This window comes from Micromonospora sp. NPDC051196, assembly GCF_040682415.1.
Lineage (GTDB): Bacteria > Actinomycetota > Actinomycetes > Mycobacteriales > Micromonosporaceae > Micromonospora.
On sequence record NZ_JBFBAY010000029.1, the window covers coordinates 16,650 to 31,470 of the forward strand.

At 67.4% G+C, this 14,821-nt stretch carries 14 protein-coding genes and 2 tRNA genes; 9 read left to right on the forward strand and 7 right to left on the reverse strand.

Annotated elements, in window-relative coordinates:
• Positions 1–94 precede the first annotated feature (94 nt).
• From AB0M35_RS28185 to AB0M35_RS28200, 4 genes are read right to left on the reverse strand one after another with little or no spacing between them, the layout of a single operon-like run.
• On the reverse strand, positions 95–964 hold the full coding sequence (locus AB0M35_RS28185) for a hypothetical protein (protein ID WP_363749162.1): 870 nt from the start codon (positions 962–964) through the stop codon (positions 95–97).
• A gap of 1 nt (position 965) precedes the next feature.
• Positions 966–1,451 carry a hypothetical protein gene (locus AB0M35_RS28190; protein ID WP_363749163.1) on the reverse strand — a complete coding sequence of 162 codons (486 nt, stop codon included), beginning with the start codon at positions 1,449–1,451 and terminating at the stop codon, positions 966–968.
• Positions 1,452–1,483: 32 nt separating this feature from the next.
• Positions 1,484–2,263 carry a hypothetical protein gene (locus tag AB0M35_RS28195; RefSeq protein WP_363749165.1) on the reverse strand — a complete coding sequence of 260 codons (780 nt, stop codon included), beginning with the start codon at positions 2,261–2,263 and terminating at the stop codon, positions 1,484–1,486.
• 39 nt (positions 2,264–2,302) lie between these two features.
• The gene (locus tag AB0M35_RS28200; RefSeq protein ID WP_363749166.1) at positions 2,303–3,097 is read right to left on the reverse strand and encodes a vWA domain-containing protein; all 795 of its coding nucleotides are present in this window, start codon (positions 3,095–3,097) and stop codon (positions 2,303–2,305) included.
• Positions 3,098–3,554: 457 nt separating this feature from the next.
• On the opposite strand from AB0M35_RS28200, the gene AB0M35_RS28205 reads away from it, so the two are divergent.
• Complete coding sequence (locus AB0M35_RS28205; protein ID WP_363749167.1) at positions 3,555–4,052, forward strand: Pycsar system effector family protein; 498 nt, start codon at positions 3,555–3,557, stop codon at positions 4,050–4,052.
• A 34-nt stretch (positions 4,053–4,086) separates the two neighbouring features.
• Here AB0M35_RS28205 and AB0M35_RS28210 read toward each other — a convergent pair whose 3' ends face one another.
• Positions 4,087–4,887 (reverse strand): Crp/Fnr family transcriptional regulator, encoded by an 801-nt coding sequence (locus AB0M35_RS28210; protein ID WP_363749168.1) that lies wholly within the window; start codon positions 4,885–4,887, stop codon positions 4,087–4,089.
• A 62-nt stretch (positions 4,888–4,949) separates the two neighbouring features.
• On the opposite strand from AB0M35_RS28210, the gene AB0M35_RS28215 reads away from it, so the two are divergent.
• Complete coding sequence (locus tag AB0M35_RS28215) at positions 4,950–6,152, forward strand: hypothetical protein (protein WP_363749169.1); 1,203 nt, start codon at positions 4,950–4,952, stop codon at positions 6,150–6,152.
• Positions 6,149–8,071, forward strand: coding sequence for a hypothetical protein (locus tag AB0M35_RS28220; protein ID WP_363749170.1), 1,923 nt, complete (start codon positions 6,149–6,151; stop codon positions 8,069–8,071). The genes AB0M35_RS28215 and AB0M35_RS28220 overlap by 4 nt, the downstream gene beginning before the upstream one ends.
• Before the next feature lie 84 nt (positions 8,072–8,155).
• Here the strand turns inward: AB0M35_RS28220 and AB0M35_RS28225 are convergent.
• Positions 8,156–8,229, reverse strand: a tRNA-Gly gene (locus tag AB0M35_RS28225).
• A 256-nt stretch (positions 8,230–8,485) separates the two neighbouring features.
• Here AB0M35_RS28225 and AB0M35_RS28230 point away from each other — a divergent pair.
• The 6 genes from AB0M35_RS28230 (at position 8,486) to AB0M35_RS28255 (ending at position 13,912) form a co-directional block, all read left to right on the forward strand.
• Positions 8,486–8,559 (forward strand) — tRNA-Pro (locus tag AB0M35_RS28230).
• Between the two features lie 159 nt (positions 8,560–8,718).
• On the forward strand, positions 8,719–10,065 hold the full coding sequence (gene tig / locus AB0M35_RS28235) for a trigger factor (RefSeq protein WP_363749171.1): 1,347 nt from the start codon (positions 8,719–8,721) through the stop codon (positions 10,063–10,065).
• A 171-nt stretch (positions 10,066–10,236) separates the two neighbouring features.
• Entirely contained in the window at positions 10,237–10,875 is a 639-nt protein-coding gene (locus AB0M35_RS28240; protein ID WP_327024484.1) for an ATP-dependent Clp protease proteolytic subunit, read from the forward strand.
• A 14-nt stretch (positions 10,876–10,889) separates the two neighbouring features.
• A complete protein-coding gene (locus AB0M35_RS28245; RefSeq protein WP_363749172.1) occupies positions 10,890–11,552 on the forward strand; it encodes an ATP-dependent Clp protease proteolytic subunit in 663 nt (220 codons plus the stop codon).
• Positions 11,553–11,758: 206 nt separating this feature from the next.
• Complete coding sequence (gene clpX, locus AB0M35_RS28250; RefSeq protein ID WP_363749174.1) at positions 11,759–13,054, forward strand: ATP-dependent Clp protease ATP-binding subunit ClpX; 1,296 nt, start codon at positions 11,759–11,761, stop codon at positions 13,052–13,054.
• A 60-nt stretch (positions 13,055–13,114) separates the two neighbouring features.
• Positions 13,115–13,912: a carbon-nitrogen hydrolase family protein gene (locus AB0M35_RS28255; protein ID WP_363749175.1), complete on the forward strand. Its 798-nt coding sequence runs from the start codon at positions 13,115–13,117 to the stop codon at positions 13,910–13,912.
• Between the two features lie 6 nt (positions 13,913–13,918).
• On the opposite strand, the gene AB0M35_RS28260 is transcribed toward AB0M35_RS28255, so the two are convergent.
• Positions 13,919–14,146 carry a hypothetical protein gene (locus tag AB0M35_RS28260; RefSeq protein ID WP_363749176.1) on the reverse strand — a complete coding sequence of 76 codons (228 nt, stop codon included), beginning with the start codon at positions 14,144–14,146 and terminating at the stop codon, positions 13,919–13,921.
• Between the last annotated feature and the right edge of the window lie 675 nt (positions 14,147–14,821).

Sequence of the window (14,821 nt, forward strand, 5' to 3'; positions counted from 1 at the left end):
GTCCGGGGGGCGGCTCGGTACGCGCCAACAAGATCGGTCGTCAGCGGCATCGTCGCCGCCGGTAGTGCTGGGTCCTTGTGCCGCAGCCGGCTGATCACGCAACGTGCCGTGGGTCCGAAGCGTCCGGGCGGTGACCTCGGTACGGCGACGAGGGCGGGCTGTGCCGGTCCGGTTCGAACAGGCCGTCGGTGGTGGCCGGATCCTGGCCGGCCGCCGCCATCCGCTGCCGGGCCAGTTGCTTGAGTTCCTCGGCGAGGGCCAACCGCTTCGCACGGGCCGCCGAGTGGGCGTCTTCGGTGCGCTCCCACTCGTTGTATCGCTGCCGGTACTTGGCGAGGATCTTCTCGTGAGCCTCGATCCGCTTCTCGGCGAGCTTCTCGGCACGGGCAAGTAGCCGGCTGCTCCGTTGGTAGGCGTGGGCGAGCGAGTTGTGGTTCCAGTAGGCGACCACCGCGGCCGCTGCTCCAGTGGCGAAGTACAGCGCGAGGAACAGCAACGCCAGCACGAGAACCGTCTGGGAATCCTGCTCGGCGTTGTCGAATCCGCCGAAGCTGCCGCCACTTGCCTCGTCGGCCAGCAGCAGGCGGGCGACGAAAGCGGCAACACCCAGCAAGGACCAGCCGGCCAGGCAGACGTACAGCGCCGCCGAGCGGGCACCGGGCGCCCGCTGGTCGAGGTCGCGGTAGATCCGCCCGCAGGCGTGCGCGAGCAGCAGGGAGACGGCGGTGAAGCCGGCGACCAGCAGATACAGCATGGATTCCGGCGCATTGAGGCCATCGGCCAGTGCGCTGTAGAAAGCCGCGACGTCGGCGCCGGCGGCGAGCAGCAGGGCTCCCGCTTCGGCCACGCGGCCGAGTGGGGTACCCGCGCGGCCGGTGAACAACGTGGTGTCGACGTACCGGCCGCCGGGCATGCTGCTGGGCGGCGACAGGGTGTTCGTAGCGGGGGCAGTTATCGTGGTCATGTCATCCCTCGGTGCCGGGTCGACGGCTGACGGGACCGATCCCACCGGCCATCAGGGCTCGGACCAGTTCGTGGTTCTCCTTGGCCAACTGGAGTCGGTCGAGCGCGCTCTCACGGGCCGCCCGGAGCCGCTCCTGCCGCGGCGTGGTCTCGCCGACCAGGGCGTCCACCACCGTGAGGGCGTTGAGGCGCTCGGTCTCGATGTCGGCGAGCCAACCATCGGCCCAGTAATTGATCATGTTGTCCAGTGCGGTACCGGTTCCCTCGTCCGTGCCGCGCGGGGCCATCTCCGCGACCAACTGCACGATCTGTCTGTGGACCGCCTGGGCATCGCGCTGGTGATGAGGGTCGGGATCCAGGGGTTTGGGAGCGTCGACCCGCAACGGACCGGTCATTCCGCCGTCGGGTCTGCGCGCAGGCGTAGTGGCCCGGCCGCGCGACAGCATGGTGCGGACGGCCCTGGCGGTACGCTTCAGCAAGGTCTTCATGGCTCTCTCTCGCCTGATGTGGATTCCGGTCGCTAACGCGTGGTGGCGCCGACGGCCACCGGTTCGTCGGCCGCGATGACCCAGTTCGGTACCTCTGGCCCACCCGGTCGGAGGGTGCGGTTGAGCTGCTCCCCGGCAGGGTGCGTGCGGACGAGCCGTTGCCAGTAGCCGCCGATGCGACGCCACGAGTGTTCGTGGATCCGGCGGGCTCGGGCGGCCGCTACCGTTTGACTCCGCCCGATCCGCTCCTGTAGCTCGGCCCGCGTCTGCTGGAGCTTGATCAATGAGTCCAGAGCCTCCTGACGGCGGGCCTCCAGTCGGGCCCGTCGTTCGAGGTATGGAGCAAGTCGACGCTTGCGGACGATGGCTTCGTCGGTGTTGCTCTCGCCGGCCCGTCGGGCCGTCAACTCGCTCTCGGTCGGCTCTCGTAGGTTGGCCAGCGCCTCGCGGGCCGCGACCAGGGTCCGCTCGGCCTCAACGAGCTGGGCTTCGGCCCGCGCGAGTTGGTACGCCGGATCAGCGATCTCCTGCTGAAGGTGCACCAGTTCGTGGTGCATGGCGTCGTTCGCCATCCGGCGAAGTTTTTCGAGGTGCGGGGTGAAGGCGATGGAGGCGGCGTCATGCGCTTCCCGCGTGGGCTGGGCGGCCGGTACCGGCGGGGGACCGGGCTTCGCTTCCAGAGCGGGTAGTCCGGCGCGGGCGTCCTGCCGCCCGTTCCACCAGTCGGCGATTCGCGCCGCTATGGAGTACCGGATCGGGGTCGCCGGTACGCGGTCCCAATGTGGGTATGGCCGGGCCGTCTGGCGTGCCATGGAGGTCTCCTTCTGGTGGATCTGCCACCGGATGTCCGCTTACGGTTGGCCGCTCTCGATCTTGCGTTGGCGTAGCTCGACGCCGAGGAGCTCGGCGAAGACCTGCCCGAAGATGACGCCCAGGCGAGGCGCGTCGGTGAACCGGCGTACCACCACCCCGTCGAGGACATCGCCGGTGAACGCGCTGGGGCGACCACCTGCCCAGCCGGGGATGACCAGGTAAACCCGGGTGTAGGCGCCGTCGACCAGCGCGCTGCGCAGTTCCGCCGGTTCGTCGTGCACCTCACCGTCGGTAATGGCGATGAGGGCGCGAGCGGCGCAGGTTTGGTCTGCGCGGTCCGCGAGGGTCAAGGCGCGGACCGCAGGTGCCATGAACGTGCCGGCTCCCGGCGTGGGCGCCGTCCGTCGGACCGGCAACGCGTGCAACGACGTCGGCGGCAGGGTCACTCCGGCGGTACCGCTGAACACTGCTTCAGCCAGTTGGTCGGTTGCCTGAAGCTCCCGTTGCGCGAACAGAAAGAGCTGGCTGACTGCCTGTTCGCGCAGGGACGAGTACTGAGTCATCGAGCCGGAAACGTCTTGGATCTCATGTATGCAGACCGGCCCGGGAACCTTCCGGGCGCCTTCCAGGACCGCCTGGTCGAGACTGTCCGGGGGCCCCAACCAGTCATGGATCCGGACGGCGCACAGACCCAGTAACGCCAGGACCAGCAGGGTGGTCAGCAGAGGAGAGATCAACCGACGCCACCACGCCGGTCGGGCCGGCACCGCGACCTCGTCGAGTACGGCTCGACCGGGGACCACTCGACCGTCAGCGACGGCACGAGTGCTCATATAACGCATGGACGATACCTTTCGAAAAGTCAGTCAGAATGGCGACAGAGTTCCGTCGGGCAGGGCGAATTAGGGCCGCTTTCGAATCAGCCGGCGGCAGCAAAGATTAAGCGTCTACACCGGACTCCGGCTTTCGGGTCCTCGGTTCGATGTCCCAGTCGAAGGTGATGAGGGATTCGATATCTGGTTGAGTCCGGATGCCCGGTCGGAAGGGCATCAGACGGTGCCGCACAAGGTTGGGGAACTGAATCGACACAACTGGCGGGCCGGACGACCGGTTGCCGCTCCCCGACGGAAGGAATCCGTCGGCGACCGACGAGCAGCGGTGGCACGGGTGGTGGGAGGGGTCATGAACTTAAGGTTCACTGCTGCCGGCGTCGGGCGGTGCGTCACTTGACACATTCCGACGGTGTAGTTCGGCGCGGACGCCCGCGAGGATCGACGGCACCCTGGGGACATGAGTGATGCGGATAGACACCAAGTCGGTGTGCCGGACCATGAGCGGACCCTGCGCTACGCGCGCCAACTGCTCATCGACAACCGACACGAGCTGCGCCGGGCCGATACGAAGGCCACCCAACTCCTCGGCGCCGCCGGGACCATTGCGGCGGTGGCGTTCGCCGCGGTATCTGGCACCGAATTGGCAGTCGTGATGCAGGGGTGGTGGCTGGCCGCCTTCTTGCTCTGGGGCATGGCGGTGCTGCTGGCCGCGCTCGCGCTCCTGCCCCGGCTCGGCGGTCTCTCACCCGAGAGACACGTCTCCTATTTCGGCGACGTCCTGCGCCACGATGACCTCGCCGAAGCGCTACGACTCACCGCGACCCAGCCACTGGGTGCCACGCTGGCCGAGCTCAGGTGGACCAGCAACAGACTGTCCACGAAGTACTGGTTGGTGCGCGGTGCGATCGTCGTCCTCGGCGCAAGCGGCTTCTGTCTGATCATGACCGTGCTGTGAGCACAGTGCTTCGCAGCGGCGGGCGCCGAATCAGCTAAAGCTCCGGCGTGGTCCTGTGCAGCGCACGCAGAACCGCTGGTTGAACGATCAGGATCTCGCGTCGGCCGGTACGGACGACATCGCGCTCGCGCAGCGCGCGCATGGCTCGGGCAACAGCCTCCCGTGACGTCGCCGCGGCGGTGGCAAGTTCCCGCTGAGAGAGAGGAAGGTCGATCATGATCCCGTCCGGTGTCCGTCGACCATGCTTCTCCGCGAGGTCCGACAGCAGGCCGGCCAGCCGACTGAAACTGCTGGCGGAGATGTATTCCAGCCGTTTGGTGTCCGACTGTCGCAGCCCGCGGGCGAGATGCCGCAACAGTCCGTGGGCGAGTCCGGGTTGGTTGACCACCAGGTCCACGAACTGCTGGCCATCGATGACGTACGCCTGCAGAGCGGTCAAGGTAATCACAGTGCCTGATCGGACGCCTCCGTCGATGGCGGCGAGGTCGCCGATGATGTCACCGGGGCCGCGTAGGGCGAGCAGTGCCTCCTGGCCGTCCCGAGACACCGACGTGACCTTGATCCAGCCGCTGAGCAGCACCAGTACGTACTGGGAGGGGTCGCCCTGGTGGAACAGGTCGATGCGGGCGGCGTGCCGCCGGATCCTCGCGATGTCGGCTATTCGCGCTCGATCGGACGGCGACAGGTGGGCGAGGAACGTACCCGGCACGGGCGACGGATGGTCGGTATCGTCCAAGCCGCCCGGTCGATTGGAAGTGGTCCTGCCGGGTGAAGGTGGCTCATGATGCGGCAAGCCCGGTCTCCTCGTGTAGTGGTCGCCGTCATTTTCCGGCACAGTTATCCGACGTGCCGCCGTCCGGAATTCTGGTCCAGCATGGAGCGGGTGCGTAACTGACGATGAATACCTTTCAGGCCAACCGAACGTACGACAACGTGTTCTTGATCTTCGTAGACGCGGCTGGGCATTCCAACGTGGTGGCGCACAATCCGCGCGATCTGGCCCGGCAGGCATTCGACCTGCTGCATCGAAAGGTGACTGATCGGCTTTCCATGATCGCCGAGCAACGCCGGGTCGACTACGCCCGGCCCTGGCGCTGGGCCGGCGACGGTGGATTCCTCATTGTTCACGACGAGGATGAGAGCGTTGCCCGTGACGTCACTCTCGAGTACGTCAACAGCCTGCTGACCCTCGACCTGCCGCACCTGCGGGACGAGTTCACCCGGCTCGGCATCCAGGGCTCGCTGCGCCTACGGGTCGCCGCTCACAAGGGCTCCATTCGGTACCGGGGGGAGGGCAACGAGGGCACGATCTACTCGCCCGACATCAACTTCGTGGCTCACCTGGAGAAGGTCACACCGCCGGACACCGTGGCCGTGTCCGCTGACGTCGTACAGGTGGCCGGCCCGTACGCCAAACTATTCGAACCGGTCGGTGAGTTCGAAGGGCGTCAGATCCACCTGTTCGCGGCGGACGCACGCACCGGCGGTGCCGCCTCGATCTGGCTGGCCGCCCAGGGGCTCGTCGGGGGAGTACCGGTGAACGCCTACTTCGAGCGACCCAGCCAGTTGGAGAAGGCCAGGATGGTCAGAGCCGCGACCACCGAGGTCGTGGACCTGGGCACATCGCTGCGCACCGCGTCGCGCTATCTGGTGACCACCGAACGGCCGGCGCACTTCCGTGACGCGGTTCTCGACTTCCTCGACCGTGGTGGAACCTACCGCTGCGTGCTCATGGCACCGGACTCCGAGGCGACCCGGCTGCTGTCCAGGCAACGCGGCGAGGACTTGGCCGGCAAGACCCACGCGGCCTTGGCCGACCTGCGGCAGTTCAAACAACGCCACGGCGCGGCAGCTGACCGGCTGGAGGTGCTCCAAACTCCCGGCTATCCCGGCATGGCCTGCCTCGCTACGGACCTTGACAGCCCGTACGCGCTCATCCTGACCTCGCCGTACCTGATGGCACCGCCCGGCCCGCAGCTCCAACTGCAACGTGGTGACATGCCGCACTACCTGATCACCCGCAGTGCGGGACCGCTCTTCGATCACCTGCGTTCCCTCGTCCAGGGTTTCGCCACGTCGAGCGTGGAACGGGTCCTGTGAGCACGACCGAGACCGCAGGTTCCCGACACCTGTCCTTCGCCGCCTGCCGTGCGGCTGCCCGCTCCGTACGTCGGGCCGAGCATGGGCGGCAGGCCTACCGGACGGCCCGCCCTGAGGGCGCGATGGGTTGGTTCCGGTCGCGCGGCCCGCTGAGCGTGATGCTCACCATCGCCGCCTGCGAGGGTCGACTCATCTGGCGAGGACCGGACTCGTTCGCACTGCTGGAGCCGCCGATGACGATGGGCGAACGGTACACGGCCGGCGGCCTGCGCCTGTTCCTGCTACGGATCGTGGACCGCCGGTGGGAGACGCTCTGCTTCGCAGGGCCGCCGACCCTGGCACTGCTTGCGGCGCTCGCCTGTTTGCCGCTGCAACTTTGGCGCGTCGCGCTCGTGCTCCTGATGCTCGTGTTGCTGCACGTCACGGTGTGCCTGCTGGGCGCTGTCGCCGGCGGCCTGCGCATCATACTGCGGACCTTCCGTCGCCGCCGCGACAGTGAACTCGCGGCCGAGTCGTTACCGGCCCGGCAGTGGTCGATGCCGCTGTGTCACGAGTTGACAGCCGACCGCGCCGGCGACCTGATGCGGGAGGTCTCCGATCGACTCAGCCAGTTGGTCGACAGGCGGATACGCACCGTCAGCGGACCACAGGGCGGCCAGCCGAACGGAGTGTTCGTCACCGAGGTACTGCTCTGTCTGGTTACCGGCATCACCACCAGCGCGATGCGGGAGGCGGTGCCACGGCAGCAGCGGGTGGGCCTGCCCTTCGGGGTCGGCACCGATGTGGTCATTCTCGAACCGCGCGATCACCTTCCCGGCCAGCCGGCGAGAACCTTCAACACCGCGAGCTTCTTTCTCTGGTACGTACTCGGCAGCGCTGGGGTGCTGCTACTGCTTGCCTACCTGGTGGCCGATCAGGAACGGCGAACCTGCGGAAATCGGTGCGCGGGACGCCCGACCGAGTACGGCGAGGCCCTGCGCTGGATCGGACAGCGCCTGCTGTTGTCCGACCCGCCGGATCTTCGTCCGGAGAGCCCCGGCTCGACGCTCGCGGGATGGCTGGTGAGCCTCATGGCGCTGATGACGATCCCGGTCGCGGCGGTGGCGGTGCAACAGGTACGACGGGCGACGAATCGAATGAACAAACGCTTCTACGGGGAGACCGAGGCCGTGCTGGGCCGACGGAAGATGCTGCTCCTGGTCGCCACCTTGGGTGAGCAGAAGGCCACTCTCGAGGTGTTCCGTAGGCATGGGTTGGAGCCGTACCCGGAACGTCGGCCACCGCACACCGTTTACCGGCTCGGTGCGATCGACGGCGTGGAGCTGATGCTTGCCAGCGCGGTCGGTGACATGAACTCCTCCGCCGGGGTGGCTCAGGTCGCGACCAGCGTCATCCAGCAGTGGCGTCCGCATTACCTGGTGCTCGTCGGGACCTGTTTCGGGCTCCGTCCGCAGGAGCAGCGACTCGGTGACATCGTGATCTCCCGGCAGGCCCGTGACCTGTCCCACCAGTCCGTCGCCGACGTCGACGGCCAGCCGCAGCGGTGGGACCGCGGCTCCAGGCCCAGTCCATCGGCGGAGCTGCTGGGAGTCCTGGCCACCGCAGCCGACAGCTGGTCCGGTCCGGATCTGCACATCGGTCCGATCGTTGGTTCCGGCACGCTCTACCGCTCCGACGTGGCGACCGCGGACCTGCGCCAACGGCACCCGGACGCGGTGGCCGGGGACATGGAGTCATACCTGCTCTGCGGCGTTGCCGCCGACTGCAAGGTGGAATGGATCGCAGTCCGAGGCATCTCAGACTGGGGTACTTCCGATAAGTCCGATGCCCACCGGCACGAGGCGGCCGTGAACGCGGCCGAATTCGTCCGGCACGCGATCGGACTGGGCCTGTTGAACCACCACGCCACCGCTGACTGACACTCATTGATCGCGGTGTGCCGTGCCTGGTCGACGACCGGCTCAGCATCAGCGGCCAGCCTCTCCGGTGGGCCGCAGAGCATATGGAGCGGGCGACGGGAATCGAACCCGCACCGTCAGTTTGGAAGACTGAAGCTCTGCCATTGAGCTACGCCCGCGTACGCCCGGCGAACCGGACGCGCCGACAGCCTACCCAATGCCGGCGGCGCCCGCGCGGGCGTATCCCTGCCGGCGCGCCGCGCCTGATCCGACCAAGTTCGGCGAAGTTGCGGCGTCCTGTCGCTGCGGATGCCGCAACACCCGCCGCAATTGCGCGGCACGCGGGGTGCGCCCGCCCTGTTTGTCCGTGTTCGGCGCGTTGGGGGCGCCCCGGCATCCGGTTGTCGGGCCGAAGGCATAGACTGCTCGACGCCACGGGGTGTGGCGCAGCTTGGTAGCGCACTCGCTTTGGGAGCGAGGGGCCGTGGGTTCAAATCCCGCCACCCCGACTGCCTCCAGCGTGGGGCCGGTGCACCCGGGACGGTCGGCGGGCGGGAAGCTTCGCCGTCGGGTCCCTGGGCGCTGCCGGTCGGCCACGCTGGTTCGCCTACACTCGATGGGCCGAAAGTGCGCCCAGACTCAACCGAGATCCGTCAAGGAGTACGCCTGTGAAGAGCACCGTCGAGACTCTGAGCCCGACGCGCGTGCGGCTCGCCATCGAGGTGCCGTTCGTCGAGCTCGAGCCGAGCCTCAAGAAGGCGTACCGGGAGATCGGCCAGCAGATCCAGATTCCCGGCTTCCGTAAGGGGAAGGTGCCGCCGGCGATCATCGACCAGCGGGTGGGCCGGGGCACCGTGCTCAACGAGGCGGTGCAGGAGGCCATCCCGCAGAACATCCTCGCCGCGGTCCGTGAGCACGACCTGAAGACCCTTGGCCGTCCCGAGGTCGACATCACCGAGTTCAACGACGGTGACTCGCTGAACTTCACCGCCGAGGTTGACGTCCGGCCGGAGATCACCGTGCCCGACCTGGCCTCCATCGAGGTCGTCGTCGACGAGTTGCAGATCGACGACAGCGAGATCGACGAGCAGGTGAAGAACCTGCGCGAGCGGTTCGCCACCCTCAAGACGGTCGAGCGGGCCGCGGCCGAGGGCGACTACGTCCAGATCGACCTGCGGGCGACCGTCGACGGCGAGGAGGTGCCGGGCGGCTCGGCCAGCAACATCTCCCACGAGGTGGGCAGCAAGCAGTTGCTGCCGGGCCTGGACGAGGCCGTGGTCGGCCTCGCCGCCGGCGAGGACACCACCTTCACCACCCAGCTCGTCGGTGGCGACTTCGCCGGCCGTGACGCCGAGGTCCTGGTGACCGTGCGTACGGTCAAGGAGAAGGAGCTGCCCGAGCTGAACGACGAGTTCGCGCAGTTGGCCAGCGAGTTCGACACCATCGAGGAGCTGCGCAACGACCTGCGTGAGCGGGTCACCCGTGGCAAGCGGGTCGAGCAGATCTACGCCGCCCGGGACAAGGCCCTGGAGCAGCTCGTCGAGGCCGCGGAGGTGCCGGCGCCGGAGGGCGTCATCCGCGACGAGGTGGAGAGCCGCAAGGAGGCGATGGTCGACCAGCTGGAGCGGATCGGCGCCTCGATGGAGGACTACCTCGCCGCCGAGGAGAAGACCGAGGAGCAGATCGACGCCGAGCTGACCGAGGCCGCCACCCAGGGCGTCAAGGTCCAGCTGCTGCTCGACACCCTCGCCGACGCCGAGGACGTGCAGGTCTCCGACGACGAGTTCGGCCACGAGATCGTCCACCGCGCCCAGCGGGCCGGCATGGCGCCGCAGCAGTACTACGACCAGCTGGTTCGCTCCGGCGCGGCCGGCGCGGTCTTCGGCGATGTCCGCCGGGGCAAGGCGCTCGCCGCGGTCATGGAGCGCATCACGATCAAGGACACCGCCGGCAACCAGATCAGCCTGGACGCGCTGCGCGAGGCCAGCGAGGCGGAGCACGGGCACGAGCACTGATCGTCGGGTGAGGGCCATCGTCCGCCGGTCGCGGTGGGTGGTGGCCCGACCCCTTTCCGGGTACGAGTCCCGGGCCCCTGCGCTTAGAGCGAACAGCGCCCGGAGCGGGACTCTGCCGCCCGGCTGAGCGGTTAGTGTCGGACAGGACGGTACGGAGAGCGAAGGGCTGCCATGACCGACATGCACATCCCAGCAAAGCCGCGGGCGCTCGACGCCCGAGGTGGCGACTCAATTGGCAACCTCGACGACTCGGTCTACAACCGGTTGCTCAAGGAACGCATCATCTTCCTCGGCAGCGAGGTCAACGACCAGGTGGCCAACCGCATCTGCGCGCAGCTGCTGCTGCTCGCGGCGGAGGACCCGGACCGGGACATCTTCCTCTGGATCAACTCGCCGGGTGGCTCGGTCTACTCCGGCATGGCGATCTACGACACCATGCAGTACATCGACAACGACGTGTCGACCGTGGCGATGGGCATGGCGGCCTCGATGGGTCAGCTGCTGCTCTGCGCGGGCACCAAGGGCAAGCGGTACGCCCTGCCGCACGCCCGGATCATGATGCACCAGCCCTCGGGCGGCCTCGGTGGCACCGCGTCGGACATCGCGATCCAGGCCGAGCAGATGCTCTACACCAAGCGGATGTTCCAGGAGCGGGTCGCGCACCACACCGGCCAGACCCAGGCGCAGATCGAGGCGGACTCGGACCGTGACCGCTGGTTCACCGCCCAGGAGGCCATGGACTACGGCTTCATCGACAAGGTGATCATCGGGGCCGCACAGGTTCCCGAGGGCGCCGGGACCCTGAGCTGATCGAGGAGCAGACGATGACCGACCTCAGCCTGCCGCCCCAGTTCGCGGCCGTGCACAACCGTTACGTCCTGCCGTCGTTCGTCGAGCGCACGTCGTACGGGGTCAAGGAATCCAACCCGTACAACAAGCTCTTCGAGGACCGGATCATCTTCCTCGGCGTCCAGGTCGACGACGCTTCGGCCAACGACGTGATGGCCCAGCTGCTCACCCTGGAGGGGACGGACCCCGACCGGGACATCATCATGTACATCAACTCGCCCGGCGGTTCGTTCACCGCGATGACGGCGATCTACGACACCATGCAGTACGTCCGGCCGGACATCCAGACCGTCTGCCTCGGCCAGGCGGCCTCCGCGGCGGCGGTGCTGCTGGCGGCGGGCACCCCGGGCAAGCGGATGGCCCTGCCGAACTCGCGGATCATCATCCACCAGCCGGCCACCGAGGGCGGCTACGGGCAGGGCTCGGACATCGAGATCCAGGCCCGGGAGATCCTGCGGATGCGTACCCAGCTGGAGGAGATGCTCTCCCGGCACTGCAACCGGCCGGTCGAGAAAGTCCGCAAGGACATCGACCGCGACAAGATCATGACGGCCGAGGAGTCCCGTGAGTACGGGTTGGTCGACACGATCCTCAGTAGCCGCAAGAAGGGGCTGCTGGCCGCTAACGCGGCCAGCTGACCGGTACGGGATCAGAGGCCGGTCGGGTCTGTCGCCCGCCGGCCTCTGACACACCCGTTTTGGGGGTCGGAGAATGCTCCCTCAGCGGGTAACGTCGGTTCCGTACCGCTTCGTCGGGCGACCGGCGCGGTGGGTGGAGACGGGCGGAGCGTGGCGTCCGCAGGTCGTGGCCGGGGCTCCGGCCGATGAGTGCAGGGAGAACGTAGGTGGCACGGATCGGTGACGGCGGCGACCTACTCAAGTGCTCCTTCTGCGGTAAGTCGCAGAAGCAGGTCAAGAAGCTCATCGCGGGCCCCGGGGTCTACATCTGCGACGAGTGCATCGATCTCTGCAACGAGATCATTGAAGAAGAGCTGGCCGAGTCCGGCGAGGTGAAGTGGGAAGAGCTTCCCAAGCCGATGGAGATCTGCCAGTTCCTCGACACCTACGTCGTGGGGCAGGAACAGGCCAAGAAGGCGCTCGCCGTCGCGGTCTACAACCACTACAAGCGGATCCAGGCCGAGGCGGCGAACGCTCCGGGCGCCGGTAACGACGGCGTCGAGCTGGCCAAGTCGAACATCCTGCTGCTGGGCCCGACCGGGTGTGGCAAGACCCACCTGGCGCAGACCCTGGCACGGATGCTCAACGTGCCGTTCGCCATCGCCGACGCCACCGCCCTGACCGAGGCCGGCTACGTCGGTGAGGACGTGGAGAACATTCTCCTCAAGCTGATCCAGGCCGCCGACTACGACATCAAGCGCGCCGAGACCGGCATCATCTACATCGACGAGGTCGACAAGATCGCCCGCAAGTCGGAGAATCCGTCGATCACCCGCGACGTCTCCGGTGAGGGTGTCCAGCAGGCCTTGCTGAAGATGCTCGAAGGCACCGTGGCGAACGTGCCACCGCAGGGTGGCCGCAAACACCCACACCAGGAGTTCATCCAGATCGACACCACCAACGTGCTGTTCATCTGTGGTGGTGCCTTCGCCGGTCTGGACCAGATCATCGAGGCTCGTACGGGGCATGGCGGCACCGGCTTCGGTGCCCGTCTCCGGGCGGTCTCCGAGCGTTCCACCGACGACATCTTCAGCCAGGTGATGCCGGAGGACATGCTCAAGTTCGGGCTGATCCCGGAGTTCATCGGCCGTCTGCCGGTGATCACCAGCGTCCGTAGCCTCGATCGGGCCGCTCTGGTGCGCATCCTCACCGAGCCGCGTAACGCGCTGGTCCGGCAGTACCAACGCCTCTTCGAGCTCGACGGCGTCGAGCTGGAGTTCGAACGGCCGGCGTTGGAGGCCATCGCCGACCAGGCGATGCTGCGCGGCACCGGCGCCCGTGGTCTGCGCGCCATCATGGAAGAGGTCCTGCTCTCCGTGATGTACGAGGTGCCCAGCAATCCCGACGCCGCCCGGGTGCTCATCACCCGTGAGGTGGTGCTGGAGAACGTCAATCCGACCATCGTCCCGCGCGAGTTCACCGGCCGTCGGGCCCGGCGCGAGCGCGAGGAGAAGTCCGCCTGACCCGCTGGGGCGAGGGCCCAGCCCTGCCGCTTCCGGTTGTTTGCCCGTACGCTGACAGTCATGCGCGTCGCCGTCTGCCAGCTGAATTCCCGCGACGACCGGAAGGCGAACCTCTCCGCCGCCGAGGCCTTGATCGACCGCGCGGCCGACGCCGGCGCGGACCTGGTGCTCCTGCCCGAGTATGTCGACTACCTGGGTCCCGGTGCCGGGATGCCCGCGCCGGAGCCGGTCGACGGTGAGGTTGGGCAGTTCTTCGCGGCCATCGCGCGTCGACGGGGCATCTGGTTGATCGCCGGGTCCGTCCACGAGGCTGGCCCCGACCCCGAGCACACCTGGAACACCATGCTGGTCTTCGACCGCTCCGGCGCGCTCGCCGCCAGCTATCGCAAGATCCACCTGTACGACGTGGAGATCCCGGGTCGTGTCTCGTACCACGAGTCGGCCACGGTGGCGCCGGGCGACCGGCCGGTGGTGGTGGAGGTCGAGGGGCTACGGGTAGGGCTGTCGATCTGTTACGACCTGCGCTTCCCCGAGTTGTACCGGCAACTCGCCACCGACGGCGGTGCCCATCTTTTCGTGGTACCAGCGGCGTTCATGATGCACACCGGGCGTGACCACTGGGAAGTGTTGCTGCGCGCCCGAGCGATCGAGAACCAGTGCTTCGTTGCGGCGGCCGGACAGACCGGCGACCACGAGCCGGGCCGGACCTGTTACGGGCGCAGCATGGTGGTCGACCCTTGGGGGACGGTGCTCACCCAGGTAGCGGACGGTCCCGGATTCGCGATCGCCGACGTCGACCTGGACCGGCTGGATCGCATCCGTGCCGAACTGCCGAGCCTGGCCAATCGCCGGCTCTGAGTGCTGCTACCCCTGAAGCAGCACGCCGACCACGGCGAAGCCGGCGATGGCAGCGGCGGTGACCAGTAGCGCGGTGCTCATCCGCGAAGGGCCGCGCCGAACCAGCCGTCCGATCGACACCACGACGGCGAAGAGCACGAATGCTCCGATGATCAGTTGCCAGAAGGGGAGTAACAGGCCGAGCAGCGCGTCCTCGGCGAGGACCGGGCTGGCAGGCCGGGACACGTCATCCATGCCAGACACTCTGGCACGCCGCAGCCCTCTGTGGCCGTCGGCGCGAGTACGCAGCCGTAGAGATGCCGGTACGAGTAGTTGTCTGCGAGGGTGGACGTCGTCCGCGTGACTGCGGCAGCTGCCGGCGGTCCCGTTGCCCGCCAGCTGTAGAGAGTTGGAGCGCAGGCGGTCCGGCATCAGCATCGACAATCGCTGATTTGCCTTCTCCGGTGCGTACGCGTAACTTTCTCTCTGCACGCGGGAGGTCGGGCAAACCGGCCGAGAACGGGCGCCGGTCAGACGATGATGTTGATCGTAGGACCGAGACTGGGCGGTGCGAAATGGCTCCGAAAGTTGGAGTTGCGATCGCGAAGCCGACCGGGTAGAGTTCTGGAGCCGGCAGGAGCCGGGCGGGTCGCCTGAGGGTGACTGGCCGGTCTGCGGTTCTCCACAGAAGAAGCGACCGCCGAGAGGCGTGCGCCACTGTGGGCCCCGAATGATCCTTGAAGGTCATCTCCTGAAATCTCAGGTTGACCCGCGAGAACGATTCGGATAGTTTGGAGCGGTTGCCCCAGACAAGGTTTCAATTCGAGGCCTGGTTTGGTGTGTGGTTGTTCTTTGAGAACTCAACAGGGTGCTTGATAAGCCAGTGCCAAGTATGATTTTTACCCCGGACTGGGTTGGGCCTTTTGTGGG

Bases quoted from the DNA above. Each gene is read 5' to 3' on its own strand.
- AB0M35_RS28185 (WP_363749162.1), bottom strand. From the start codon at position 964: ATGACCACGATAACTGCCCCCGCTACGAACACCCTGTCGCCGCCCAGC.
- AB0M35_RS28190 (WP_363749163.1), bottom strand. From the start codon at position 1,451: ATGAAGACCTTGCTGAAGCGTACCGCCAGGGCCGTCCGCACCATGCTG.
- AB0M35_RS28195 (WP_363749165.1), bottom strand. From the start codon at position 2,263: ATGGCACGCCAGACGGCCCGGCCATACCCACATTGGGACCGCGTACCG.
- AB0M35_RS28200 (WP_363749166.1), bottom strand. From the start codon at position 3,097: ATGAGCACTCGTGCCGTCGCTGACGGTCGAGTGGTCCCCGGTCGAGCC.
- AB0M35_RS28205 (WP_363749167.1), top strand. From the start codon at position 3,555: ATGAGTGATGCGGATAGACACCAAGTCGGTGTGCCGGACCATGAGCGG.
- AB0M35_RS28215 (WP_363749169.1), top strand. From the start codon at position 4,950: ATGAATACCTTTCAGGCCAACCGAACGTACGACAACGTGTTCTTGATC.
- AB0M35_RS28240 (WP_327024484.1), top strand. From the start codon at position 10,237: ATGACCGACATGCACATCCCAGCAAAGCCGCGGGCGCTCGACGCCCGA.
- AB0M35_RS28245 (WP_363749172.1), top strand. From the start codon at position 10,890: ATGACCGACCTCAGCCTGCCGCCCCAGTTCGCGGCCGTGCACAACCGT.
- AB0M35_RS28255 (WP_363749175.1), top strand. From the start codon at position 13,115: ATGCGCGTCGCCGTCTGCCAGCTGAATTCCCGCGACGACCGGAAGGCG.
- AB0M35_RS28260 (WP_363749176.1), bottom strand. From the start codon at position 14,146: ATGGATGACGTGTCCCGGCCTGCCAGCCCGGTCCTCGCCGAGGACGCG.